This window comes from Kitasatospora sp. NPDC127121, assembly GCF_042677305.1.
In the GTDB taxonomy this organism is placed as follows: domain Bacteria; phylum Actinomycetota; class Actinomycetes; order Streptomycetales; family Streptomycetaceae; genus Kitasatospora.
Map to the genome: position 1 here is coordinate 1 of NZ_JBHXTQ010000040.1, position 23,495 is coordinate 23,495.

General features: G+C 74.0%; 27 protein-coding genes. 17 read left to right on the forward strand and 10 right to left on the reverse strand.

The genetic code is table 11. The annotated features are described in order from the left end of the window. The 5 genes from ACFVHI_RS20540 to ACFVHI_RS20560 all read left to right on the forward strand — a co-directional run. Window positions 1-1,074, forward strand: a 1,074-nt coding sequence (locus ACFVHI_RS20540; protein WP_380341365.1) for a S9 family peptidase, incomplete at its 5' end; no start/stop codon positions are given. A 217-nt stretch (window positions 1,075-1,291) separates the two neighbouring features. After that, window positions 1,292-2,239: an ABC transporter ATP-binding protein gene (locus tag ACFVHI_RS20545; protein ID WP_063347947.1), complete on the forward strand. Its 948-nt coding sequence runs from the start codon at window positions 1,292-1,294 to the stop codon at window positions 2,237-2,239. Then, complete coding sequence (locus ACFVHI_RS20550; RefSeq protein WP_063347946.1) at window positions 2,236-2,958, forward strand: ABC transporter permease; 723 nt, start codon at window positions 2,236-2,238, stop codon at window positions 2,956-2,958. The genes ACFVHI_RS20545 and ACFVHI_RS20550 overlap by 4 nt, the downstream gene beginning before the upstream one ends. 8 nt (window positions 2,959-2,966) lie before the next feature. Continuing rightward, entirely contained in the window at window positions 2,967-4,229 is a 1,263-nt protein-coding gene (locus ACFVHI_RS20555; protein ID WP_380341369.1) for a sensor histidine kinase, read from the forward strand. Between the two features lie 14 nt (window positions 4,230-4,243). Next, entirely contained in the window at window positions 4,244-4,594 is a 351-nt protein-coding gene (locus tag ACFVHI_RS20560; protein ID WP_063347945.1) for a hypothetical protein, read from the forward strand. Window positions 4,595-4,631: 37 nt separating this feature from the next. Here the strand turns inward: ACFVHI_RS20560 and ACFVHI_RS20565 are convergent, their stop codons facing one another. Next, a complete protein-coding gene (locus tag ACFVHI_RS20565) occupies window positions 4,632-5,132 on the reverse strand; it encodes a GNAT family N-acetyltransferase (RefSeq protein WP_380341372.1) in 501 nt (166 codons plus the stop codon). An 83-nt stretch (window positions 5,133-5,215) separates the two neighbouring features. Between ACFVHI_RS20565 and ACFVHI_RS20570 the strand changes: the two genes are divergently transcribed. After that, complete coding sequence (locus ACFVHI_RS20570; RefSeq protein WP_063347943.1) at window positions 5,216-5,845, forward strand: response regulator transcription factor; 630 nt, start codon at window positions 5,216-5,218, stop codon at window positions 5,843-5,845. 63 nt (window positions 5,846-5,908) lie between these two features. Here ACFVHI_RS20570 and ACFVHI_RS20575 read toward each other — a convergent pair whose 3' ends face one another. Together ACFVHI_RS20575 and ACFVHI_RS20580 are read right to left on the reverse strand one after the other, a co-directional pair. After that, complete coding sequence (locus ACFVHI_RS20575) at window positions 5,909-6,781, reverse strand: transglutaminase-like domain-containing protein (RefSeq protein ID WP_350879909.1); 873 nt, start codon at window positions 6,779-6,781, stop codon at window positions 5,909-5,911. Between the two features lie 127 nt (window positions 6,782-6,908). Then, a complete protein-coding gene (locus tag ACFVHI_RS20580; protein ID WP_380341376.1) occupies window positions 6,909-7,853 on the reverse strand; it encodes a GNAT family N-acetyltransferase in 945 nt (314 codons plus the stop codon). Between the two features lie 200 nt (window positions 7,854-8,053). Between ACFVHI_RS20580 and fdxA the strand changes: the two genes are divergently transcribed. Together fdxA and dapC are read left to right on the forward strand one after the other, a co-directional pair. Beyond that, window positions 8,054-8,380 carry a ferredoxin gene (gene fdxA / locus ACFVHI_RS20585; protein WP_030061559.1) on the forward strand — a complete coding sequence of 109 codons (327 nt, stop codon included), beginning with the start codon at window positions 8,054-8,056 and terminating at the stop codon, window positions 8,378-8,380. A 20-nt stretch (window positions 8,381-8,400) separates the two neighbouring features. Then, window positions 8,401-9,549, forward strand: a complete 1,149-nt coding sequence (dapC, locus tag ACFVHI_RS20590; protein ID WP_063347940.1) for a succinyldiaminopimelate transaminase — start codon at window positions 8,401-8,403, stop codon at window positions 9,547-9,549. A 63-nt stretch (window positions 9,550-9,612) separates the two neighbouring features. On the opposite strand, the gene ACFVHI_RS20595 is transcribed toward dapC, so the two are convergent. Both ACFVHI_RS20595 and ACFVHI_RS20600 read right to left on the reverse strand, forming a co-directional pair. Further along, a complete protein-coding gene (locus ACFVHI_RS20595) occupies window positions 9,613-10,380 on the reverse strand; it encodes a hypothetical protein (RefSeq protein WP_063347939.1) in 768 nt (255 codons plus the stop codon). Between the two features lie 280 nt (window positions 10,381-10,660). Further along, window positions 10,661-11,725 carry a hypothetical protein gene (locus ACFVHI_RS20600; RefSeq protein ID WP_159398441.1) on the reverse strand — a complete coding sequence of 355 codons (1,065 nt, stop codon included), beginning with the start codon at window positions 11,723-11,725 and terminating at the stop codon, window positions 10,661-10,663. A gap of 169 nt (window positions 11,726-11,894) precedes the next feature. Here ACFVHI_RS20600 and dapE point away from each other — a divergent pair, with 169 nt between their 5' ends. Then, window positions 11,895-12,971: a succinyl-diaminopimelate desuccinylase gene (gene dapE / locus ACFVHI_RS20605; RefSeq protein ID WP_380341380.1), complete on the forward strand. Its 1,077-nt coding sequence runs from the start codon at window positions 11,895-11,897 to the stop codon at window positions 12,969-12,971. A 123-nt stretch (window positions 12,972-13,094) separates the two neighbouring features. Beyond that, window positions 13,095-13,904 carry a TIGR00730 family Rossman fold protein gene (locus ACFVHI_RS20610; RefSeq protein ID WP_063347937.1) on the forward strand — a complete coding sequence of 270 codons (810 nt, stop codon included), beginning with the start codon at window positions 13,095-13,097 and terminating at the stop codon, window positions 13,902-13,904. Between the two features lie 21 nt (window positions 13,905-13,925). Here the strand turns inward: ACFVHI_RS20610 and folP are convergent, their stop codons facing one another. Beyond that, window positions 13,926-14,738: a dihydropteroate synthase gene (gene folP / locus ACFVHI_RS20615; RefSeq protein ID WP_063351161.1), complete on the reverse strand. Its 813-nt coding sequence runs from the start codon at window positions 14,736-14,738 to the stop codon at window positions 13,926-13,928. 178 nt (window positions 14,739-14,916) lie between these two features. Here folP and ACFVHI_RS20620 point away from each other — a divergent pair, with 178 nt between their 5' ends. Together ACFVHI_RS20620 and ACFVHI_RS20625 are read left to right on the forward strand one after the other, a co-directional pair. After that, window positions 14,917-15,357 carry a DivIVA domain-containing protein gene (locus ACFVHI_RS20620; RefSeq protein ID WP_063347936.1) on the forward strand — a complete coding sequence of 147 codons (441 nt, stop codon included), beginning with the start codon at window positions 14,917-14,919 and terminating at the stop codon, window positions 15,355-15,357. Then, entirely contained in the window at window positions 15,354-15,947 is a 594-nt protein-coding gene (locus tag ACFVHI_RS20625) for a DNA-3-methyladenine glycosylase I (RefSeq protein ID WP_363372569.1), read from the forward strand. The genes ACFVHI_RS20620 and ACFVHI_RS20625 overlap by 4 nt, the downstream gene beginning before the upstream one ends. Before the next feature lie 30 nt (window positions 15,948-15,977). On the opposite strand, the gene ACFVHI_RS20630 is transcribed toward ACFVHI_RS20625, so the two are convergent. Beyond that, on the reverse strand, window positions 15,978-16,778 hold the full coding sequence (locus ACFVHI_RS20630) for an enoyl-CoA hydratase-related protein (protein WP_063347934.1): 801 nt from the start codon (window positions 16,776-16,778) through the stop codon (window positions 15,978-15,980). 297 nt (window positions 16,779-17,075) lie between these two features. Between ACFVHI_RS20630 and ACFVHI_RS20635 the strand changes: the two genes are divergently transcribed. Then, complete coding sequence (locus tag ACFVHI_RS20635; RefSeq protein ID WP_014137929.1) at window positions 17,076-17,243, forward strand: DUF3117 domain-containing protein; 168 nt, start codon at window positions 17,076-17,078, stop codon at window positions 17,241-17,243. A gap of 198 nt (window positions 17,244-17,441) precedes the next feature. Here the strand turns inward: ACFVHI_RS20635 and ACFVHI_RS20640 are convergent, their stop codons facing one another. Further along, window positions 17,442-18,050 carry an O-methyltransferase gene (locus ACFVHI_RS20640; protein WP_244293377.1) on the reverse strand — a complete coding sequence of 203 codons (609 nt, stop codon included), beginning with the start codon at window positions 18,048-18,050 and terminating at the stop codon, window positions 17,442-17,444. 312 nt (window positions 18,051-18,362) lie between these two features. Here ACFVHI_RS20640 and sigE point away from each other — a divergent pair, with 312 nt between their 5' ends. The 4 genes from sigE to ACFVHI_RS20660 all read left to right on the forward strand — a co-directional run bounded on the left by sigE (window position 18,363) and on the right by ACFVHI_RS20660 (window position 21,611). Further along, window positions 18,363-19,091 carry an RNA polymerase sigma factor SigE gene (sigE, locus tag ACFVHI_RS20645; protein ID WP_063351160.1) on the forward strand — a complete coding sequence of 243 codons (729 nt, stop codon included), beginning with the start codon at window positions 18,363-18,365 and terminating at the stop codon, window positions 19,089-19,091. Further along, window positions 19,088-20,119, forward strand: a complete 1,032-nt coding sequence (locus ACFVHI_RS20650) for a zf-HC2 domain-containing protein (RefSeq protein WP_380341385.1) — start codon at window positions 19,088-19,090, stop codon at window positions 20,117-20,119. Before sigE ends, ACFVHI_RS20650 begins: the two co-directional genes overlap by 4 nt. A 154-nt stretch (window positions 20,120-20,273) precedes the next feature. Then, the gene (locus ACFVHI_RS20655; RefSeq protein ID WP_063347931.1) at window positions 20,274-20,711 is read left to right on the forward strand and encodes a sec-independent translocase; all 438 of its coding nucleotides are present in this window, start codon (window positions 20,274-20,276) and stop codon (window positions 20,709-20,711) included. Window positions 20,712-20,933: 222 nt separating this feature from the next. Beyond that, the gene (locus ACFVHI_RS20660; protein ID WP_063347930.1) at window positions 20,934-21,611 is read left to right on the forward strand and encodes a hypothetical protein; all 678 of its coding nucleotides are present in this window, start codon (window positions 20,934-20,936) and stop codon (window positions 21,609-21,611) included. Window positions 21,612-21,681: 70 nt separating this feature from the next. Here the strand turns inward: ACFVHI_RS20660 and ACFVHI_RS20665 are convergent, their stop codons facing one another. Both ACFVHI_RS20665 and ACFVHI_RS20670 read right to left on the reverse strand, forming a co-directional pair. Next, the gene (locus ACFVHI_RS20665) at window positions 21,682-22,842 is read right to left on the reverse strand and encodes an Mrp/NBP35 family ATP-binding protein (protein WP_063347929.1); all 1,161 of its coding nucleotides are present in this window, start codon (window positions 22,840-22,842) and stop codon (window positions 21,682-21,684) included. Window positions 22,843-22,898: 56 nt separating this feature from the next. Then, window positions 22,899-23,471, reverse strand: coding sequence for a DUF1003 domain-containing protein (locus ACFVHI_RS20670; protein WP_079136259.1), 573 nt, complete (start codon window positions 23,469-23,471; stop codon window positions 22,899-22,901). Between the last annotated feature and the right edge of the window lie 24 nt (window positions 23,472-23,495).

A 23,495-nucleotide genomic window follows, 5' to 3' on the forward strand; every position in this document is an offset into this window, starting at 1 on the left:
GTGGTCGCCGTCACCGACGCCGAGGTGCTGTTCACCGCCTCCGGCGGCGCCGCGGAGACCGACCCCGAGCCCGGCTGGATCGCCGTCGGCCGGATCAGCCACGACGGCAAGCGGCTCGGCTGGGAGTCTTCCAACGGCCGTCCGTTCACCTCCGTCACCAGCGCCGTGCACGCGGGCGGGATCACCGTGCGCGCCACCGCCGAGCCCGACCTGCCCGGCACCCTCGTCCAGGTCGCCCGCGACCTGCCCGAAGGCGTGGTCGTCGACGACGTCGCCACCATCGCCTCCTACGCCGAGACCCCGGTCATCACCGCCCGCCCGGTGTTCCGCTTCGCCGGCGAGCGCCGCATCCCGTCCGCCGTCTTCCTGCCCACCGGCTACGACCGCGAGCGGGACGGCTTGCTGCCCGTCCTGATGGACCCGTACGGCGGCCCGCACGGCCAGCGCGTCGTCCAGGCGCACAACCCGCACCTCAACTCGCAGTGGTTCGCCGACCAGGGCTTCGCCGTGGTCGTCGCCGACGGGCGCGGCACCCCCGGGCGCAACCCGGCCTGGGAGAAGTCCATCGCCTTCGACTTCGCCGGGGCCACCCTCGACGACCAGGCCGACGCGTTGCAGGCACTCGCCGAGGAGTTCCCGCTGGACCTCGGCCGGGTCGCCATCCGCGGCTGGTCGTACGGCGGCTACCTCTCCGCGCTCGCCGTGCTGCGCCGCCCCGACGTCTTCCACGCGGCCGTCGCCGGCGCCCCGGTGACCGACTGGGAGCTGTACGACACCCACTACACCGAGCGCTACCTCGGCCACCCGGCCGAGCGGCCCGAGGTGTACGCGGCCAACTCGCTGACCGGCTACGCCGCCGGGCTGGAGCGGCCGCTGATGATCATCCACGGCCTGGCGGACGACAACGTGGTCGCCGCGCACACCCTGCGGCTGTCCTCCGCGCTGCTCGCGGCCGGCCGCCCGCACACCGTGCTGCCGCTGTCCGGCGTCACGCACATGACGCCGCAGGAGGAGGTCGCGGAGAACCTGCTGCTGCTCCAGGTCGACTTCGTGAAGCGCGCGCTGGGCCTCTGACAACCGGCCTGACCTGCGGTTGTGCGGCCGGTACCCCTGACCCGGGTACCGGCCGTAGCCATGACATCCGTCATACCGAAGGCACGACGGCGGACACTGCCGCCGCACCCTGCCCGCACGGGACTCTGAGGTGGTGCGAACGACACCGATCGCGACACCGATCGCGACACCGATCGCGACCACGGGCGCGACACCACCAGGAGAGAAGAGCAGGGCGATGAGCACCGAAGTGGCCGCCTTCCGCGGCGTCGGCAAGAGCTACGGGCGGGTGCGCGCCGTGGACGACCTCAACCTCGTGCTGCGCCCGGGCGAGACCGTCGCCCTGCTCGGCCCGAACGGCGCCGGCAAGTCCAGCAGCCTGGACCTGCTGCTCGGCCTGCGCCAGCCCGACCAGGGCAGCGTCACGCTGTTCGGCGGCACCCCGCGGGAGGCGATCGTGGCCGGCCGGGTCGGCGCGATGCTGCAGAGCGGCGGGCTGATGGCCGACGCCAAGGTCCGCGAGCTGGTCGAGCTCGCCCGCGCCGTGCACCCGCGCGGCCGGCCGGTCAAGGAGGTGCTGGCCGACGCCGGGATCACCGAACTGGCCGAGCGCCGGGCCGACAAGCTGTCCGGCGGCCAGGAGCAGCGGGTCCGCTTCGCACTCGCGATCGCGGGCGACAGCGACCTGATCGTGCTGGACGAGCCCACCACCGGCATGGACGTCACCGTCCGGCAGGCGTTCTGGGCGAGCATGCGGGCACAGGCCGACGCCGGGCGCACGGTGCTGTTCGCCACCCACTACCTGGAGGAGGCGGACTCGATCGCCGACCGCGTCCTCGTCCTGCACCGGGGCCGGCTGATCGCCGACGGCAGCTCCGCCGAGATCAAGGCGCGCGCCGGAGCCCGCCGAGTCGCCTTCGAACTCCACGACGTGGACGGGGAGTTCGACGAAAACGTGCTACGCCTGCTGCCGGGCGTGCAGTCCCTGGACGTCACCGCCCGGGTGCCGGGCGTGCGGACCGTCCGGATCCGCACCGCGGACGCCGACGCCAGCGTCGCCGGGCTCTACCGGGCGGGCCTGTATCCGCGGGGGCTGGAAGTCACCGGCCTCGGCCTGGAACAGGCCTTCCTGACGATCACCGGCGCGCAGGACCGGCACGAGGACGCGAAGGAGACCGTGCGATGACCACCCTGATCCGGCTGGAGATCCTGCGGACCTTCCGCAACCGGCGCTACCTGGTCTTCACCATCGCCTTCCCGGCGCTGATGTACTTCTTCTTCACCCACGCCTACGGCTCCTCCCCACTGGCCGGCGGGCTGTCGGTGAAGACCTACTTCATGGTCTCGATGGCCACCTTCGGCGCGGTCGGCGCGGTGCTCACCGGCAGCGCGCAGCGGATCTCGCTGGAGCGCAAGAGCGGCTGGGTGCGCCAACTGCGGCTCACCGCGCTGCCCGGCCGGGCGTACACCCTCGGCAAGATCGCCGCGAGCTCGGTGACCACGCTGCCGGCGATCCTGGTGGTCTTCGCGCTCGGCGCGGTCCAGGGCGTGTCGCTCGGCGCGGCGCAGTGGGCCGGTCTGGCGGCGGCGCTGTGGCTGGGCAGCTTCGTGTTCGCGGCACTCGGGGTGGCGCTCGGGTACGCGGCGGCGCCGGACTCGGTGCAGACCATCGTGATGATCACCTACATGGTGATGGCGCTGTTCGGCGGGACGTGGTTCCCGGTGAGCGGCTCGCTGGAGAAGTTCGCCCGGTTCAATCCGGTGTACCTGTACAACCAACTGGCCGCGTTCACCCGGCCCGGGCACTCCCTGGACACCGGCGCGGTCGCCGGACTGGCCGCCTTCCTCGTGGTGTTCGTCGTCGCCGCGGCGGCGCTGTACCGCCGCGACACCCGCCAGGCATGATGACCGACATGACCGAGCCGCGCCAGACCCGCCGATCCGACGAGCAGCCGGAGGCGGGTCCGGCGCGCACGTCGTTCATGACCGTCCCGGGCTCGCCGATCGAGACCAGGCGGCAACTGCTGGTCAAGGTCAGCTGGATGCTGCTGTGGACGATCTACCTGGCCTACCCGGTGGGCAACCTCCTGCACGGCGGGCACGGGACGGCCGCCCGGGTGTTCGGCTGGCTCTGCCTGGCGGTCTTCGTCGGCAGTTACGTCCTGCTGGTGATCTTCCGCTCGATGGTCGGGATGCGGCCCCGGGCCTGTCGGCTGATCGTCGCGACGATGGTCGCGCTCGCGACCGTGTCGGCCTTCGTCCTCGGCGAGGCCTTCCTGACCCTCTTCACCTACGCCTCGGTGTGCGTCGCCGTGGTCCTGCCGGTGCGCTACGCGCTGCCCGGCGTCGCCGCCATGGCCGTGCTCACCGCCACCGTCGGCGTGCTGAGCCACGCCGGCGGCGACACCATCCCCACCCTGGCCCTCACCTCCTTCCTCGCCGGCGCCGCGATGACCGGCATGCAGCGGCTGGTCGCCACCATGAAGGAGCTGCGCGAGGCCCGCGCCGCCGTCGCCCACCTGGCCGCGTCCGAGGAACGGCTGCGCCTCTCCCGCGACCTGCACGACCTGCTCGGGCACTCGCTGTCGCTGATCACGCTGAAGAGCGAACTGGCCGGGCGGTTCATGGACGCCGGCAAGGACGAGGCGGCGCGGGCGCAGGTCGCCGACATCGAGCAGGTCGCCCGGCAGTCGCTGATCGACGTCCGGGAGGCGGTGACCGGCTTCCGCCGCCCCACCCTGCCGGTCGAACTCGCCGCCGCCCGCACCGCGCTGGCCGCCGCACAGGTCCGGCTGGAGGCCGCGCCGGAACTGGCCGACACCTGGCCGGGGCTCGCCGACGAGGAGGCGGGCGCGCTGGCTTGGGCCCTGCGCGAGGCCGTCACCAACATCGTCCGGCACGGCGAGGGCGCCACCGTCTGCACCGTCACGGCCGACGAGAGCTGGGAGGGCGGCGGCGAGCGCTACGCCGTCCTGGAGATCGCCGACAACGGGCGCGGACCGGGCAAGTCCCAGCCGGGCAACGGGATTTCGGGCCTGGAGGAGCGGTTGGCCCTGGTCGGCGGGCGGCTGGAGGCCGGGCCGGGCGAGCGGGGCCGGGGCTTCCGGCTCCGGGCCCTCGTCCCGCTGCGGACGGTCACCGCGCCGGCCGGCACGGAACCCGGCCGGTCGGGTTGACCGTCCTCCCCGGCATGGCTACCGCACTCATCCTCGGCTTCGACCCGCACACCGTCCCCGGCATGGACGGCGACGGCCTGCGGGCCGTTCTCGACGCCGAACTCGCCCGCTTCGCCGACCACGGCATCGACGCGGCGATGGCCCTGGTCGCTCCCGACGAGACGGCCGGGCCCGCGATCACCGCCGCCCTCGCGGGTCGGGACTGGGACGTCGTCGTCATCGGCGGCGGCATCCGCAAGCCCGAACCCGCCCTGCCCTTCTTCGAGCTCGTCGTCAACCTCGTCCGGCGCCACGCCCCGCAGGCCGCCATCGCCTTCAACACCAGTGGCTCCGACAGTGTCGAGGCCGCCCAGCGCTGGCTCTGACCCGCATCCGGAGTGGGAAGTCGGCCGGGCCGACTTCCTATGCCGAGGCCCGGCCGTCGGTGAGGGAGCGGCTGAACCGGAGGCCGGGGCGGTCGTCGAGGGTGAGTTCGGCGACGACCGTGAAGCCGTTGCGGGTGAGGACGGCTTGGGAGGCGAGGTTGTCGAGGGTGGTGACGGCGGTCAGCGACGTGAGGGCGTAGTCCGCGGCGGCCAGCCGGCAGAGGTGGGCGACGGCGGTGGTGGCGACGCCCCGGCCGACCGCGTGTTCGCCGACGCGGTAGCCGAGTTCGGCGGTGCCGTCGGCGATGTCGACGAGGTTGACGCGGCCGAGGACGGCGCCGGCCGCGTCGAGGACGACGTGGAACCGGCAGACGCCGGAGTCCTGTTCGGCGAGCAGGGCGGCGTGGCGGGCCGGGAACTCGGCGAAGTAGGCGTCGCCGCGGTCCGGAACGGTCCGCGCGAACCAGGCGCGGTTGGCGCGCTCGAAGGCCAGCAGGGCGTCGGCGTGGTCCGGGCGGAGGCGCTCCAGGTTCAGCATGCGGCCAGTCTGGCCCGCAGGGCTTCGGCGAGCCAGGCGAATACCGCCCGCAGCCTCTCCGGCGCCCCTCTAAGGTCGTGGGCATGAGCGACATTCAGAACGGGGCCCTGATCCGCGTGCTGCTCGCCGAGGACCAGGGGATGGTCCGGGAGGCGCTGGCGGCGCTGCTCGGGCTGGAGGGGGACATCGACGTCGTCGCGCAGGTGGGGCGAGGGGACGAGGTGGTGGCGGCGGTGCTGGCGCACGAGGTGCAGGTGGCCGTGCTGGACATCGAGATGCCGGGGATGACGGGCATCGAGGCGGCCGCTGAGCTGCGCCGGAACGCGCCGGGGACGAGGGTGGTGATCGCGACGACCTTCGGTCGGCCGGGGTACCTGCGGCGGGCGATGGAGTCGGGGGCGGACGCGTTCCTGGTGAAGGACGCGCCGGCCTCGGAGCTGGCGGAGGCGATCCGCCGGGTGCTGCGCGGGGAGCGGGTGATCGATCCGGTGCTGGCGGCGGCCGCGCTGGCGGAGGGGGCGAACCCGCTGACGGCGCGCGAGCGGGACGTGCTGGGCGCGGCGGCGGACGGGGCGGTGAACGCGGACATCGCGCGGCGGCTGCACCTGTCGGAGGGGACGGTCCGCAACTACCTGTCGATGGCGATCCAGAAGACCGAGGCCCGCAACCGCACCGAGGCGGTGCGGATCGCCCGGGAGAAGGGCTGGCTCTGAGCGCGCCCCCGGCCGGCTCCGAGCGCGCTCCCGACTGGCTCCGAGCGCGTTCCCGGGCGGTCGTCAGTTGAGCCGGTGCCGGGCGGCCCGGGCCTCCTGGCGGACCTTGGCGGCGGTGTCGGGGTCGAAGGTGTCGAGGATCTGCGCGAAGGCGTCCATCTCGGCCGAGCCGCCGAGGAAGTCGCCGGTGCGGACGAGGAGTTCGGCGCGTTCGAGGCGGAGCTGGGCGGGATGGCGGGGCAGTAGGAGGGCGAGTTCGGTGGCCCAGAGCTGGGTGCGGGCGTGTTCGGGGCGGTCGGCGGCCCAGGCGCGGATGTTGCCGAGCACGCGCAGCACGAGGTCGAGCGGCTGGGCGGGGGTGAGCAGGTCGGGGCTGAACTCCTGCCCGGCGCCGCGGACCAGGCGCTCGGCGTCGTCCGGGTCGAGCAGCCGCCCGCCGTGGAAGGGGTCGGCGAGCACGTACTCGTCGCCGCCGCCCGGCCCTCCGACGGCGACGATGACGTGGCCGGGCAGCGCGATGCCGTGGACGGCGAGCCCGGCCCGCCGCCCGACCGCCATCCACACTAGGGACAGCATGATCGGCAGTCCGCGCCGCCGCCGCAGCACGTCGGGCAGCAGCGAGGATTCGAGCCGCCGGTAGTCGGACTGCCGCCCGTGGAAGCGTTCCCGCCCGCCGAGGACGGCGGCGAGCAGGGCGGCGGTCTCCTCCGGGCCGGCGGGGGCGCGTTCGGCGACGGCGAGCCGGACGGCGCTCGCGTGCCGGTCGAGGGCGGCCTCGCAAGCGGCGAGCAGGGCGTCCACGCTGGGCGGTTCCCCGGGGTCGTCCGGGTCGAGGACCGGGCCGTGTTCGGCGGCGGCGAGCAGGCAGAGCAGCACCGGGTCGGGATGCTCGGCGCGGGCGGCGGTCCGGAAGCGGTCTCTGCTCTGCTCGGTCACGGTGACGGCGACGGCTTTCGTACGGCGGGCGGGCGGGCAAAGGCGGGCGAGGAGCGGCGGGCGGGCGGGCAAAGGCGGGCGAGGAGCGGCGGGCGGGCGGGCGGGGCGGCGGTGCGGGCGGGCGGTGCTACCCCTGGGGGAGAAGGGCGTAGTGGTAAGTGTGACTGGTCGTGAAGCCGAGTCCGTCATAGAGCGCGATCGCCCCGGTGTTGTCCGCCTCGACCTGGAGGTACCCGCCGGTCGCCCCCTCCTCGGCGGCCCGGGCGGCGAGCACCGCCATGACGGTCGTGGCCAGCCCGGCCCGCCGGGCGTACGGCGCGACCTCGATCGCGCCGAAGCAGGCCCAGGGCCCGTCGATGACGCAGCGTCCGATCGCCAGCGGCGGCTGTCCGGGGGCGCCCGGCACGGTGGCGAACCAGACCGACGGCCCGCCATGCAGCACCTGCCGGGCGGCCTGCTCCAGCGCCTCGTCCTCGCCGACCCGGCGGTAGAGCGAGAGCCAGGCCGGGTCGGCGGTCCGGGCGAGCCGGACCCGCTCGGGCCCGGAGCCGGTCCGGGCGAGCCCGGCCAGCGGGGCGGTACGCACCAGGGTGGGCGCGTAGCCGGCGCCCAGCCGGTCGAGCTCGGCCCGCAGCTCGTCCGGCGAGCCCGGGGTGATCACCTCGACGTACGCGGGAAGGCCGCGCGCCGCGTACCAGCGGCGGACGGCGGCGAGCGCGTCGGGCAGCGGCAGTCCGGGGTCGCCGAGCGCCTGGACGGAGTTGGCGCGCCGGGTGAACCCGGCCGAGGCGCGCAGCGTCCACGCGCCGAGCGGCTCCTGTTCGACGGCGGGCCAGCCGCGGGCCGCGATCCGCTGGAGCTCGACGGGTGTGGCGGCGGGCAGCGGCGCGCGCCGGGCCGGGAAGAGCGGCACGACCTTGCCCGCGACCAGCAGCTTCTCGGCGAAGGAGACGGGGTCGCCGGTCCGCGGGGCGACCGTCAGTCCATGATCGTCCCACGATGTGAGCACGCCGATCGAATCCCGGAACACCGGACGGTCGTCCACGAACCCCGAGAGGCGGCGGACGGACACGCGTCGTCCCACGTCAGAGCGATCTATCCGGACCTCCGGACGGTCCTGGGCCGGGCCGCCTGCCGTCATCTGGGCACCTCCTGTGCATTTGCGGTCTCCGACCCGCGATACTAGGGGCGGGCATCGACGACGCCGCGCTCACCGCGCACGCGAGCAGAACAGAACGGGCCGCCACGGCCCTTCCGAGGAGGAACGACAGCGTGACCTACGTCATCGCGCAGCCTTGTGTCGACGTGAAGGACAAGGCGTGCATCGAAGAGTGCCCGGTTGACTGCATCTACGAGGGCGAGCGATCGCTCTACATCCACCCGGATGAGTGTGTCGACTGTGGCGCTTGCGAGCCGGTCTGCCCGGTCGAGGCGATCTTCTACGAGGACGACACCCCGGAGGAGTGGAAGGACTACTACAAGGCGAACGTCGAGTTCTTCGACGATCTGGGTTCGCCCGGTGGCGCCTCGAAGCTGGGTCTGATCGAGCGCGACCACCCCTTCATCGCCGCTCTGCCGCCGCAGAACGCCGACCACTGACGATCGGTGGCATCTGAGCTGTGAACACCAACAGCACGCGCGCGCCGTTCCCGGGTCACCCGGGGGCGGCGCGCCGCGTTTCCGACCTCCTGCCGGTCTTCCCCTGGGACAAGCTGGAGCCGTACAAGGCGACCGCGCTGGCCCACCCGGGCGGTCTCTGCGACTTCTCGGTGGGCACCCCGGTGGACCCGGTCCCCGAGGTGATCCAGAAGGCGCTGGCCGCCGCCACCGACACGCCGGGCTACCCGACGGTGTGGGGCCCGGTGGAGCTGCGCGAGGCGATCGCCGGCTGGCTGCACCGCCGCTGCGGCGCCGAGATCGGCCCGCAGGCCGTGCTGCCGACCGTCGGCTCCAAGGAGCTGGTGGCCTGGCTGCCGACCCAGCTCGGCCTCGGCCCGGGCGACCAGGTCGCCTACCCGCGGCTGGCCTACCCGACGTACGAGGTGGGCGCGCGGCTGTGCGGCGCGGAGCCGGTCGAGTACGACTCGGTGGACGAGCTGGACGGTTCGCGGGTGCGCCTGCTCTGGGTGAACTCGCCGTCCAACCCGACCGGCCGGGTGCTCGGCGGGGACGAGCTGCGCCGGGCGGTCGCCTGGGCCCGGGAGCACGGGGCGCTGCTGGTCAGCGACGAGTGCTACCTGGAGCTGGGCTGGTCCGCCGAGCCGGTCTCGGTCCTGCACCCGGACGTCTGCGGCGAGGGCCACGAGGGCCTGCTGGCCGTCCACTCGCTCTCCAAGCGCTCCAACCTGGCCGGCTACCGCGCCTCCTTCGTGGCGGGTGACCCGGTGGTGGTCAGGGAGCTGCTGGAGGTCCGCAAGCACGGCGGCATGATCGTGCCGGCGCCGGTCCAGGCGGCGACGATCGCGGCGCTGTCGGACGACGCGCACGTGGCGGAGCAGCGGGAGCGGTACGCGGCCCGGCGCTCGGCGCTGCGGGCGGCGCTGGAGGCGTACGGCTTCCGGGTCGAGCACTCGCAGGCGAGCCTCTACCTGTGGGTGACGCAGGACCGCCCGTGCTGGGAGACCGTGGCCGAACTGGCCGCACTGGGCATCCTGGTGGCGCCCGGTGACTTCTACGGGCCGGCCGGCGAGCGCTTCGTCCGGGTCGCGTTCACCGCGACCGACGAGCGGGTGGCCGCGGCCGTGGAGCGGCTGAACGCGGCCCGCTGACCGACGCCGAAGGGGCCGGTGTTCCGAACGGAACACCGGCCCCTTCGCCGTACCCGGGGCGGGTTACAGCGGCAGGCCGCTGATGCTGCCGCCGTTCACGCCGCCCAGCAGGCCGCCGATCGGGCCGAGCGCGCCGGTGAGGCCGGACAGCGGGTTGTTCGGGCCGAGGTCGGCGCCGCCGAGGCGGTTGGCCGAGCCGTGCTCGGCCAGGCCCAGGACGTCGGTGGCGGGCAGGGCGGGCAGCGCGCGCGCGACGGAGCCGAGCGGCAGCGCGTCGGTGACGGCGTTGGTGCCGGGGACGGCGCCGGCGAGCTTGTCGGCGCCGGGCAGGCCCTTGGCGATGGAGCCGGTCTGGGCGAGCCCGCCGACCGGGCTGGCCGCGGCGCTGCGGGTGCCGACGCCCTTGCCGGTGACGGCCTCGCCGAGCTTGCCGGCCAGTGCGGAGGCGACCTTCGGGGTGACGGCGGAGAGCTGGCCGGTGGTGGCGGCGGTCTGGTCGACCGGGGCGGTCAGCGAGCTGGCCTTCTCGTTCGCCTCGGGGAGCTGGTGGGCGACGATGTTGCCGGCGGCGTCGGCGGAGGCCGGTACGCCCGCGGCGACGGTGGCGGCGCCGGTGCTGCCGGCGGCCTGGCCCAGCTGGTGGGTGGTGTGCTGGAGGGTGGAACCGGTGTCGGTGTTGGTCAGCTGGCCCAGCGGCGCGACCAGGTCGCTCTTGGGCAGCAGGGCGTCGCCGCCCAGGGCGGACGCGGAGCCGGCCGCGACCAGCGGGGTCGCGCCGGCCGCCACGAGCAGCGCGGCGCTGGCGATCCGTCGCGTGAGGGGGTGAGACATGGGGCTCCTCGGAGGGTCTGGGTCCGTCACGTCCGCCGGGCGGACTGACGGTGTTACCGCTTGAGGAGCCAGAAGGTTTCGGCCTGGATCAGGAAAGTGTCTGACCGACCATCGGATCGTAGGACCGGCGTGACGGCGCCTGGCGGGCCCGTACGGCCCCCGTGGACCCGGCCCCGGGCAAGGGGAGTGACGGTTCTCCAGCGGGGCCGCCACGGCGGGCTCCCGGTCCACCGCGGTTGACCGGGTTCACCCGTCCGGCGGCCACCCGAACGTCGGTTCGTCAGCCCTTGTCGGACGTGGCGAGGGTGACCTGAACGAGCTTGGTCGACGTCCCGGAGGTCTGCGACTGCCAGCCGTCCTCCGACTTGGCCTTGCGCCAGATCTTCCCGTCGTAGGCGACCGTCGCGATGCCCAGCTGCTGGGCCTGGGCGACCGCCCAGTGGGCGACCTCCCAGCCGCTCGCCCGCTCGGCGGTGATCCCGCCGTCGGCTCCGTCGGCCGAGGAGGTCAGCGCGGCGGCGGACGGGTCCGGGGTGAGCGAGACCGCGTTCTCGGCGCCCTTGATGGTCGAGGCGTACCCGGTGGCCGGGGTCACGGTGCGGCCGAACTCGCGGCGCACCCGGTCGGACAGCACCTGGGCCCGGTCCGCGGCGGTGGGCTGGGAGGCGGCCGGGGAGACGGAGGCACTCGCCGTGGGGGAGGACGAGTCGGCCGGATCCGGCTTGGCGTAATCGCGCACCACGCAGGAGAACGAACCGGGCTCCCGGCCGGCCAGCGCCGAGGTGAGCAGCGTCGCCTTGGTCTCGTGCTTGGCGTACGCCTGCGGGTAGCCGCTCTTCTGCACGGCCTGGGCCGCGTCGGTCAGCGGCAGCCGGGTGTAGCCGGGCACCTTGACCAGGCCGTCCAGGAACTTGTTGGTCGCGTAGACCGGGTCCCCGATCTGCTGCGCCGTGCCCCAGCCCATCGAGGGCCGCTGCTGGAAGAGGCCGATCGAGTCCCGGTCGCCGCCCGCGAGGTTGCGCAGCTTGGACTCCTGCATCGCGGTGGCCAGCGAGATCGCCGTCGCCCGGTCCGGCAGCCCGCGCGAGCGCGCCACCGCGGCGATCGTCGCGGCGTTGGCCGCCTGCGGGAGCTCCAGCGTGCCGCTGCCGGCCGCGGTCTTCACCGTGCAGCCCTCGGGCTCGCCCTGCTTGAAGCCGAACCACCAGATGCCGACCACGGCCAGTCCCGCGACCAGCGCGAGGCCGAGCAGGCCGACGATCACGAGCAACAGCGCGCGCAGTGGACCGCGGCGGGGGGGCGCCAACTCCTCGCCCAGCTCCTCGCCGCTCTTTCTCCTGGCCACCGTCGCCCCTCTCGCGCCTTGCTTCTTGATCCGACACCGTACCCACTCGGACGGGTGTGCGGCGCCACCCGGTTGCGGTTACCCGCCCGCTCGCTCCGGGGCGGGCCGCCGCGTCCCGCGTCACGCAAGCGCCACGCGGGGCGCACACCCCGCGGACTAGGCTGGCGCCATGAGCAGCCCGAACCCGACGCCCCTGGACCTCACCCTCGACGGCGGCGCGCTGACCGCCCGGCTCGTCGACTTCCCGTCGGTGAGCGGCGACGAGCAGGCGCTCGCCGACGCCGTGGAGACCGCGCTGCGCGGCTACCCGCACCTGACCGTGGACCGGTACGGCAACAACGTGGTCGCCCGCACCACCCTCGGCCGCCCCGAGCGCGTCCTGCTCGCCGGCCACCTGGACACCGTGCCGATCGCCGACAACGTGCCCTCCCACGTCGAGGGGGACCTGCTCTACGGCTGCGGCACCTCGGACATGAAGTCCGGCGTCGCCGTCCAGCTGCGGCTCGCCGCCACCCTGCCCGAGCCCAACCGCGACCTCACCTTCGTGTTCTACGACTGCGAGGAGGTGGAGGCCCACCGCAACGGCCTCGGCCACCTCGCCAGGGAGCGCCCGGACTGGCTGGCCGCCGACTTCGCGGTGCTGATGGAGCCGAGCGGCGCGGTCGTCGAGGGCGGTTGCCAGGGCACCCTGCGGGCGCAGATCCGGCTCACCGGCGTGCGCGCGCACTCGGCCCGCAGCTGGCTCGGTGACAACGCCATCCACCACGCCGCCGAGGTGCTCACCCGGCTCGCGGACTACCGGCCGCGCCGGGTGGAGATCGACGGACTGGAGTACCGGGAGGGCCTGAACGCCGTCCGGATCGACGGCGGCGTGGCCGGCAACGTCATCCCGGACGAGTGCGTCGTGACGGTCAACTTCCGCTACGCGCCGGACCGCAGCGAGGCGGAGGCGGAGAAGCACGTGCGCGAGGTCTTCGACGGCTTCGAGCTGACCGTCACCGACTTCGCCCCGGGCGCGCTGCCCGGGCTCGCCCAGCCGGCCGCCCAGGCCTTCCTGGAGGCCACCGGCGGCCAGGCCCGGGCCAAGTTCGGCTGGACCGACGTCGCCCGGTTCAGCGCGCTGGGCGTTCCGGCGGTCAACTACGGCCCCGGTGACCCGAACCTCGCGCACAAGCGGGAGGAGCACTGCTCGCTGAGCGCCATCGCGGAGACCGAGGACCGGCTGAGGACCTGGCTGACCAGCTGAGGTGCCGCTCCGATGATCGGCCGGTCCGACCGGCCGATCATCGGCTGAGCGCCATCTTCCGGTCGCCCAACCGACCTTCCCCTGTTGCCTGAAAACCGGGATCACCGGACGTAGGGTTTCGTCATGACAGGCACAGGAGACGAGAAGCACTACGGACACGGCCCCGAGCAGGTCGGCGTGCCGCGGAAGAAGAAGGCCTGGCCCGAGAAGCAGAAGGGCCCGGTGCTGGTGCGCCGGGACCAGGTCGGCACGAGCACCACGGACCAGCGGCTGCTGGACACCACCGGCCCGACCGACTGGCTGCACACCGATCCGTGGCGGGTGCTGCGGATCACCTCCGAGTTCGTCGAGGGCTTCGGCGCCCTCGCCGAACTCCCGCCCGCGATCAGCGTCTTCGGCTCCGCCCGGACCCCGGCCGACTCGCCCGAGTACGAGGCCGGCGTGGCCATCGGCCGGGCCCTCGCCGAGGCCGGCTACGCGGTGATCACCGGCGGCGGCCCGGGTGCCATGGAGGCCGCCAACCGCGGCGCCTCCGAGGCCGGCGGCCTCAGCGTCGGCCTCGGCATCGAGCTGCCCTTCGAGCAGGGCCTCAACGAGTTCGTCGACCTCGGGCTGAACTTCCGTTACTTCTTCGTCCGCAAGACGATGTTCGTGAAGTACGCCCAGGGTTTCGTGGTCCTGCCCGGCGGGCTCGGCACGCTGGACGAGCTGTTCGAGGCGCTCACCCTGGTGCAGACGAAGAAGGTCACCCGCTTCCCGGTGATCCTCTTCGGCAGCGCGTACTGGGGCGGCCTCTACGAGTGGCTGAAGAACACCCTGGTCGCGCAGGGCAAGGCGGCCCCGCACGACCTGGAGCTGTTCCACATCACCGACGAGATCGACGAGGTCATGAAGATCCTCGCCGACACCCGCCGGCCGACCAACCAGATTTAGGCCCCGGGCCCTCCGGGCCGCCTACGCCAGCCCCCGGCGGGCGACCGCCGGGGGGCGGGTGCCCCGGATCGAGGCGACCATGTCCAGCACCTGGCGGGTCTCCGCGACCTGGTGGACCCGGTAGACCTGTGCGCCCAGCCAGGCCGAGACCGCGGTGGTGGCCAGGGTGCCGAGCAGCCGCTCGTTCACCGGCCGGTCCAGCGTCTCGCCGACGAAGTCCTTGTTGGACAGCGAGACCAGCACCGGGAAGCCGGTCGCGGTCATCTCCGGCAGCCGCCGGGTGGCCTCCAGCGAGTGCCGGGTGTTCTTGCCGAAGTCGTGCCCCGGGTCGATGATCACCGCGTCCCGCCGCACGCCCAGCTCCACCGCCCGCTCGGCCAGCCCGACGGTCACCCGCAGGATGTCCGCCATCACGTCCTGGTAGCCGACCCGGTGCGGCCGGGTGCGCGGCTCGGCGCCGCCCGCGTGCGTGCAGACCAGCCCGACGTCGTGGCGCGCGGCCACCTCGGCGAGCTTCGGGTCCACCCCGCCCCAGGCGTCGTTCAGCAGGTCGGCGCCCACCTCGCAGACGGCCTCGCCGACCTCGTGCCGCCAGGTGTCGACGCTGATCACGGCCTCCGGGTGGCGCTTGCGCAACTCGGCGACGAAGGGCACGGTGCGCCGCAGTTCCTCCTCCACCGTGACCTCGTCACCGGGCCCGGCCTTCACCCCGCCGATGTCCAGGATCGCCGCGCCCTCGGCCATCGCGCGGTCGGCGGCGGCGAACGCGGCCTCGTCCGCGAAGGTCGCCCCCTTGTCGAAGAACGAGTCCGGCGTCCGGTTGACGATCGCCATGATCACCAGCTCGTCGTCACCGAATTCCCGCGGTCCCAGGCGCAGTGCCACCGATGTCTCCTCCACAGCTGCTGCGGGTGCGATGATGGCCCCCGGCCTCACAGGGACCATGCTGTCATGATCAGTTTGGTCGGGGGCACTTCGCAGCAGGCCGGCCGGGAGTTCGGGAGGACAGCTCGTGTTCTGGGTGATCGTGGTCGCCATGGCCGTGGTGGTCGGCGGCGCCGCGCTGGTGGCGCTCGGCGGGGGCGGCTCGATGCCGGAGGCGGTGCAGGACCGCCTCGCGGCCCGGCTGCCGCAGGACCGTCCGCTGAGCAAGGCGGACGTCGACGACCTGCGGCTGCCGATGGCCGTCCGCGGCTACCGGATGGACGAGGTCGACGACGTCCTGGACCGCCTCGGCGCCGAACTCGCCTACCGCGACTCGCGGATCGCCGAACTGGAGGCCGCCGGCCACCTGCGCGGCGCGGTCGAGGCGACCGACGGCCCGGACGCCGGCGCCGAACCGCTGCCCGGCCTGGAGGAGTTCGCGAAGGTGGTCGAGCCGGCCGTCGCGCTCACCAAGGAGCGGCCCGAGCAGGAGCGGCCCGAGGACGCGAAACCGGTGAACGACCGGTGACCGCCCTCACCGAGGGCGCGGTGCTCGGCGCGGACGGCCTGCGCCGCTGCGCCTGGGGCGAGTCGACCGACGACTACCGGGCCTACCACGACACCGAGTGGGGCCGTCCGGTGCACGGCGACGACGCCCTGTTCGAGCGGGTCTGCCTGGAGGCGTTCCAGTCCGGGCTGTCCTGGCTGACCATCCTGCGCCGCCGGGAGGGCTTCCGGGCCGCGTTCGCCGGCTTCGGGATCGCCGAGGTCGCCGAGTTCGGCGAGGCGGACGTGGAGCGGCTGCTCGCCGACACCGGCATCATCCGCAACCGGGCCAAGATCCAGGCCGCCATCGCCAACGCCCGGGTCGCCCGCGACCTGGACGGCGGGCTGGACGCGCTGATCTGGCAGTTCGCCGGAGCCCCGGACCGGCCGGCCCCCCGCACGATGGGGGAGGTGCCGGCCGTCACGCCCGAGTCGACCGCGCTCGCGAAGGCCCTGAAGAAGGAGGGCTTCCGCTTCGTCGGCCCGACCACCGCCTACGCCCTGATGCAGGCCTGCGGCCTGGTCGACGACCACCTGGCGGACTGCCACGTCCGCACCGCGCGCCCGGTCTGACCGGTCGGGCAGGAAACCCTGGGACCCGCCCTAGCGGCCCAGGTACTGCGGCTTCTCCTTGGCGATGAAGGCGCGGACCGCGATCCGGTGGTCCTCGCTCTCGCCGGCCAGGGTCTGCAGCTCGTCCTCCTTGTCGAGCAGTTCGTCCAGCGAGTGCGAGGCGCCGTACGCCAGCGACTCCTTGATGGCGCCGTAGGCCACCGTGGGGCCTGCGGCCAGCTCCTGGGCGAAGGCCCGCGCGGTGGCGGCGAGCTCCTCGGCCGGCACCACCCTGGTGGCCAGGCCCAGCTCCAGCGCCTCGGCGGCCTTGACCGTCCGGGGCAGCATCAGCAGCTCCGTGGCCCTGGCGTGCCCGACCAGCCGGGGCAGCGTCCAGGAGGCGCCCGAGTCGGCGGTCAGGGCGATCCCGGCGAAGGCGGTGTTGAAGCCGGCCCGGTCGGAGAGGACCCGGAAGTCGCAGGCGAAGGCCAGCGAGGCGCCCGCGCCGGCCGCCACCCCGCCGACCGCGGCGACGGTCGGCTTGCGCATCCCGGCCAGCGCCCGCACCAGCGGGTTGTAGTGCTCGGCGACGGTGCGCAGCGCGCCCTCGCCGGTCTCGTCGGCCCGCTTCAGCATCGTCAGGTGCTCGTTCAGGTCCTGCCCGACGCAGAACGCGCGCTCGCCGGCCCCGGTCAGCAGCACCGCCCGCGCCGCCGGGTCCGCGGCCGCGGCGGCCACGGCGTCCCGCAGTGCGATCTTGGTCGCTACGTCGAGGGCGTTCATCGCCTCCGGGCGGTTGATGGTGATGACGGCCAGGCCGCCGTCCAGCTCGTACAGCACGGAATCGGACATGGGCGAGGGCTCCCCGGTGGTCGGCTCGGTGTCGGTCGAGTGCCAGGATGCCGGAGCGGACGGCCGGGTGGGGAGTGTGAGGTATCGCACCTTTCGACGGCCCGCGCACCGCCGCCACGCCGGGGCTTATGACGGCAATTGCGGCGCTTGGGGGCGGTCCGGCCGATGTTGCACCGAGAGTGATGTTGGTCATCAGCCCGTGGCATGCGGGATAATGGCTTCCGATCAATGCGTTCGATACCGGCGGTGGACGGACTGCCGGTGCGTAGCTGAGCGGTTGCAGGAAGGGGAACGAGCATGGCGGCCATGAAGCCGCGGACGGGTGACGGCCCGCTCGAAGTCACCAAAGAGGGACGGGGCATCATCATGCGCGTTCCGCTCGAAGGCGGCGGACGCCTTGTGGTGGAGCTCACACCTGACGAGGCCGACGCCCTCGGCGAGGCCCTGAAGAAGGCCTGCGGCTGACCGCAGCGGGTGCTCGTCATCTCCTGGAGATGTGCTGCCGGGCCCGGGTACGACGTCATGTCGGCCCGGGCCCCGCGGCGTTTGGGGCCCTGCGGCGTTCAAGGGCCCGGCGCGTCAGGCGCCCGGCGGCCGCGGCCTGAGGCGGCGGGACCGCCACCTGACGGTCCCACTGCCTGACGGCCCTGCCGCTCGACGGTCCTACCGTTTGATGGCGCAGAGCAGCCCGTCCGAGACCGGCAGCAGCGCCGGCAGCAGCGCCTCGCTCTCCCGGACGTCCCGGACCAGGTCGCGCACCGCGCCCGTCTGGGGGTCCTGCAGCTCCGGCTCGGCCAGCCGGCCCTCCTGGAACACCCCCTCGAAGCAGACCATCCCGCCCGGCCGCAGCAGCCGCAGCGACTCCAGCAGGTACTCCCGGGACTCGGCCGGGTCGCCGTCGCAGAACACCAGGTCGTACTGGCCGTCGGCGAGCCGGGGCAGCACCTCCAGCGCCCGGCCCGGTATGAACCGCGAGCGGTTGGCCGCGAATCCGGCCGCGTGGTACGCCTCGCGGGCCAGCTGCTGGCGCACCGGTTCGGAGTCCACCGTGGTGAGCACGCCGTCCGGCCGCATGCCGCGCAGCAGGTAGACCCCGGAGACGCCCGTCCCGGTGCCGATCTCGGCCACCGCCTTGGCGTCCAGTGCCGCGGCCAGCAGCCGCAGGCACGCCCCGCCGCTGGGCCCGATCGCCCGTATCCCGGTGCGCGCGGACTGCGCCCGGGCGTAGGTCAGCACCGCGTCCTCGCCGACGTAGGTGTCGGCGAGGGCCACACGCTCGGGCCCGAACTCGCTGATGGCTGCCTCTTTCGGAGCCCCGGGTTACGGCCCGGTGCCGAGGGAAGTCGATATTTCCTGGCACAGATTACTGGCCGACCGGGAACCGCGTACGGCGGCGGGCCGTTGTCACGAAGGACCGGGTACGGGAGACCTCCCGGGCACTTTTATCCGGGCTTGACGGGTGAGGTGGATATGGTGGTGGCCCTGCTGGGCAGAAGAGCCGACCGAGGAGGTGTGGCCGAGGGCGACGTCCCCGTGCGGCGGCACTCCCGCTGCACCGCGTCGGCCCGTACGCCGAAGCCCGTGATGAACCAGCCTGCGCACTCCGACCTGGACCAGCCCGCCGCCGCAACGCCGGCCGCCGGTACCACCGAGGCCCCCGCCCTCGCGACCTTCACCGAGGGCCCCGACGCGCAGACCTGGACTCCGCCCTCCTGGGAGGAGATCGTCGAGGCGCACAGCGCCCGGGTCTACCGCCTCGCGTACCGCCTGACGGGCAACCAGCACGACGCCGAGGACCTCACCCAGGAGGTCTTCGTCCGGGTGTTCCGTTCGCTGTCCACCTACACCCCCGGCACGTTCGAGGGCTGGCTGCACCGGATCACCACCAACCTGTTCCTGGACATGGTCCGCCGCCGCCAGCGCATCCGCTTCGACGCGCTCGGCGAGGACGCGGCCGAGCGGCTCGCCTCCCGCGAGCCCAGCCCGGCCCAGCACTTCAGCGACACCCACTTCGACGCCGACGTGCAGCACGCCCTGGACACCCTCGCCCCGGAGTTCCGCGCCGCCGTGGTGCTCTGCGACATCGAGGGGCTGTCCTACGAGGAGATCGCCGCCACGCTGGGCGTCAAGCTCGGCACCGTCCGCAGCCGCATCCACCGCGGCCGCTCGCACCTGCGCGCCGCGCTCAAGCACCGTGCCCCCGGCTCGGCCCCCGGGCGCGAGCGCCGCGGCGGCTCGGAGGAGCCGGTGCCGGTCGGCGCCGCCGTCGAGGGCGCGCTCGCGCCGGGTGTGCGCGGACGGAGGCGATCGTGAGCGGAACCGGCCGGTCCGGGCCGGGCCAGCCGGACCCGTCCGGCCGGTCGGCGGCCAGGCGGGGCTGGGCCCTGCCCGGCCGCCGCGGCGGCGACGAACCGGGCGAGCCCGTCCTGCCCGCGCTCCCGCTGCCGGGCGAGACGGCGCTGCGCGCGGTGCCGGTGCGCCCCGCCGAGCCGGCCGCCGAGGAGCACCACCTCGGTGAGCGCCTCTCCGCGTTCCTGGACGGCGAACTCGGCCACGACTCGCGCGATCGCGTCCAGGCCCACCTGGCGACCTGCCCGCAGTGCCTCGCCGAGGTCGACGCGGGCCGGGCCGTCAAGCACCTGCTGACCCGCACCGGCACCCCCGGGCCGTCCTCCGGCCTGATGGCCCGGCTGATGGCCGTCGGGGCCCTGCCGGCGGACGATCCGGCGGACGCCGACTGGCCCGTCGGGCGCGGCAGCCGCGGTGACGACGACGACCTGCCCGGCGGCGGGGTCGCGGCCGGCGGCACGCTCGGCGGCAGCCGGCTCACCGGCGGCTCCTTCGGCCGCGGCGCTGGCGCCTCCTTCGGCACGGGCGCGCTCGGCGCCGACACCCCGGTGCCCGGGGTCGACCCGCGGGCGTTCGGGCGCGGCGGCGCGGTGCTGCGGCCCCTGATGGGCCGGCGCAACGGCCGCCCCGAGGCCGCGGCCCGCCCCGAGAGCCCCGCCCGGCCCCGCCAGGCCGCCGCCTCCGTACGCTCCGCCGCGCCGCGCGGGCGCCGCTTCGTCTTCGCCGCCGCGGGCGCCTTCTCGGTCGCCGCGGTCACGCTCGGCGGGGTCGGCGGCCTCAGCGCGCAGAGCGAGGACCAGCACGGCAACCCGGTCAGCACGGTCGGCAACAGCGGCGGCACGGGCCGCGGCGGGGGCCTGGTCCCGATGACCGCGCAGATCCCGGTGGACTTCCCGGCCCACCCCGTCGCCGCGACCCGCGACGCGACGCCGCCGCCGGCCGCGGAGCGAAACTCGGGCGGCCTGCCCGCACTGCGCCAGCAGACCCGCTAGGCCCTGTCCGGGCCTGGAGCGCCGCTCGCGCCCCGGTCGCGACGATCTCGGCCATCGGCAGGTCTTTACCACGGCTTCATCGCAGCGTGGACCATGGACCCGCCGATGGCCATTACCCTGTAGGGACCGTCGTCCGACGAGCTAGGGAGCTTAGGTGTTCAGCGATGTAGGCGGGCTGGAGATCCTGACCCTGGCCGTGATGGCGATCATCATCTTCGGCCCCGACAAGCTCCCGAAGCTGATCCAGGACACCATGGGCTTCATCCGGAAGGTCCGTTCCTTCGCCGACAACGCGAAGGAGGACATCCGCAGCGAGCTGGGCCCCGAGTTCAAGGACTTCGAGTTCGAGGACCTGAACCCCAAGACCTTCGTCCGCAAGCAGCTCCTGGGCGACGAAGAGGACCCGCTGGGCCTCAAGGAGATGAAGGACTCGCTCGACATCCGCTCCGTCCTGGACGACAAGCCGGCGGCGCCGGTGAACGGCCGCAACGGCAGCGTCAGCTTCGAGAAGGCCGCCGCCCCGGTGGCGGCCTCCACCGGGGCGCCGTTGCAGCCCGGCGAGCGGCCCCCGTTCGACCCCGACGCGACCTGACCGGCCCCCGGTCACGCCCCGTACGACCACGCCACCGCCCCGCCCGGCCGCCCGGCTGAGCGGGGCGGCGGCGTGTGCGCCGCTATTGTGCTGATTGTTCCCGCTGAGCCGTCCGTCACATTCCGCGCTGTCGCGGACCAGGAACGGCTCCCGGGAACGCCGCGGTACGCCACGATGGGAGCGCGCCACGGCAGGCAAACGTGTGTTTGAGGAGGCCCGGGGATGGACGCGACGAGTCAGGCGGTGGGGACGACGGCCACGGCCGGCGGACCGGTGGTCGGCGGACAGGCCGGCCCGGCGGACCCGCTGGTGCCCTACCTGTCCGCCGACTTCCCCTGGTACGGCCTGGACGACGGCTGGACCGGCCGCCGCTACCTGATGCAGGCCGGCGCCGGAGGCCCCCGGGCCGGGGCGCCCGGCAGCGTCGACTACGGCAGCCTCGGCCACGGCGAGGAGCCGGCCAGGCAGTACGAGCCGCGCGACATGCGCAGGTTCGCGGTCGTGGTCACGGTGGCCCGCCGGGACAGCCGCCGCAGCGCCGACAACACCGGCACCCTGGAGGCGACCTCCGCCTCCTCCGCCGCCTGGCTGGCAGGCTCGGGCCTGCTCGCCTCGACCTGGCCCGGCCAGCTCGACCGCGCGCTGCGCCAGGACTGGCTGGACCAGCAGAGCACCCTCGCGTGGGACCTCGCCGACGACCTGGCCGGCCCCGGCTGGTCCACCCTCAGCCTCCCGGTGAACGGCCTGCCGCAGCCCTTCCGCTACCGCGAGTCCGAGTACGGCTGGGTGCTCGCCGGCGAGGCCCCCGGCGTCCTGCTCGGCGCCTACGGCCGCGGCGTCAGCGCCTACGGCGCCGGCTTCGCCACCGCGCCCGACCTGACCGCCTACACCCGCCCGTAGGGCGCGAGGACGCCGAGCACGCCGAAGGGGCCGGGTGGTCGAACCACCCGGCCCCTTCGGCGACGCGTCGTCAGAACTTGTTCTTCGGGGTCAGCCCGAGGGAGAGCCCGGAGAGGCCGCGCTGGCGGCCGCCGAGCTTGCCGGCGACGGCGCGCAGGGCGGCGCCGGCCGGGGAGTCGGGGGCGGCGAGCACGACCGGGCGGCCGTCGTCGCCGCCCTCGCGCAGGCGCACGTCGATCGGGATCGAGCCGAGCACCGGGACGGTCGCGCCGACGGTGCGGGTGAGCGCGTCCGCGACGGTCTGGCCGCCGCCGGTGCCGAAGACGTCGATCATCTCGTCGCAGTGCGGGCACGGCATGCCGGACATGTTCTCGATCACGCCGACGATCTTCTGGTGGGTCTGCACCGCGATGGTGCCGGCCCGCTCGGCCACCTCGGCGGCGGCCATCTGCGGGGTGGTGACGATCAGGATCTCCGCGTTGGGAACCAGCTGGGCCACCGAGATCGCGATGTCGCCGGTGCCGGGCGGCAGGTCCAGCAGCAGGACGTCCAGGTCGCCCCAGTAGACGTCGGCGAGGAACTGCTGGAGCGCGCGGTGCAGCATCGGGCCGCGCCAGACCACCGGGGCGTTGCCCGGGGTGAACATGCCGATCGAGATGACCTTCACGCCGTGCGACTGCGGCGGCATGATCATGTCCTGGACCTGGGTGGGCCGGCCCTCGACGCCGAGCATGCGGGGCACGCTGTGGCCGTAGATGTCGGCGTCCACGACGGCGACCTTCAGGCCGTCGGCGGCCATCGCGGCGGCCAGGTTGACCGTGACGGAGGACTTGCCGACGCCGCCCTTGCCGGAGGCGACGGCGTAGACCCGGGTCAGCGTGCCCGGCTTGGCGAACGGGATCTCCCGCTCGGGGGCGCCGCCGCGCAGCAGCTGGGAGAGCTCCTTGCGCTGCTCGTCGCTCATCACGTCGAGCTCGACCTCGACGCCGGTCACACCGGGCACGCGGCCGACCGCTTCGCGGACCCGGGTGACGATGGTGTCGCGCATCGGGCAGCCGGAGACGGTCAGGTAGACCGCGACGCGCACTGCGCCGTCCTCGGCGATCCCGACCGATTTCACCATGCCGATCTCGGTGATCGGGCGGTTGATCTCCGGGTCGTTGACGGTCGCCAGCGCCTGGCGTACGGACTCCTCCGTGACGCCGGCCGCGACCTCTGTCTCGTTGGCCATGCCTTGATGGTACGGCGCTCGGGGGATCCCCTAACCCGCCGGTAGCGTGCCGCCGGTCACAGCGTCCCGGAGGGCTCCCGGCGCTCCTCGATCTCCTTGAGCAGGGACTGGAGTTCGGAGCGGATGAAGTCTCGGGTGGCGACCTCGCCGAGCCCGTGCCGCAGTGCCGCGACCTCGCGGGTCAGGTACTCGGTGTCCGCGATGTTGCGGTCGCTGCGGGCTCGGTCCTGCTCCATGTTGACCCGGTCCCGGTTGTCCTGGCGGTTCTGCGCGAGCAGGATCAGCGGGGCCGCGTAGGAGGCCTGGAGGGACAGCACCAGGGTGAGGAAGATGAAGGGGTAGCTGTCGAAGCGCACGTTCTCCGGCAGCAGGGTGTTCCAGGCCACCCAGATGATGATCACCACCGTCATCCAGACGATGAAGCGGCCGGTGCCCAGGAACCGCGCGATCCGTTCGGAGAGCTTGCCGAACGCCTCCGGGTCGTAGGCGGGCAGCGAGATCAGCCCGGGCCGGGCGGTGCGGGGCTGGTCGAGCCGGGTGCGGGCCGGGCCGGCCACGGAGATCTCGGCGCGCCGCTCCCGGCCGCCCTCCCGGCCGCGCAGTTCGCGCAGCTGGCGCAGTTCCCGCAGTTCGCTCTGGATGCGTTGGCGGGG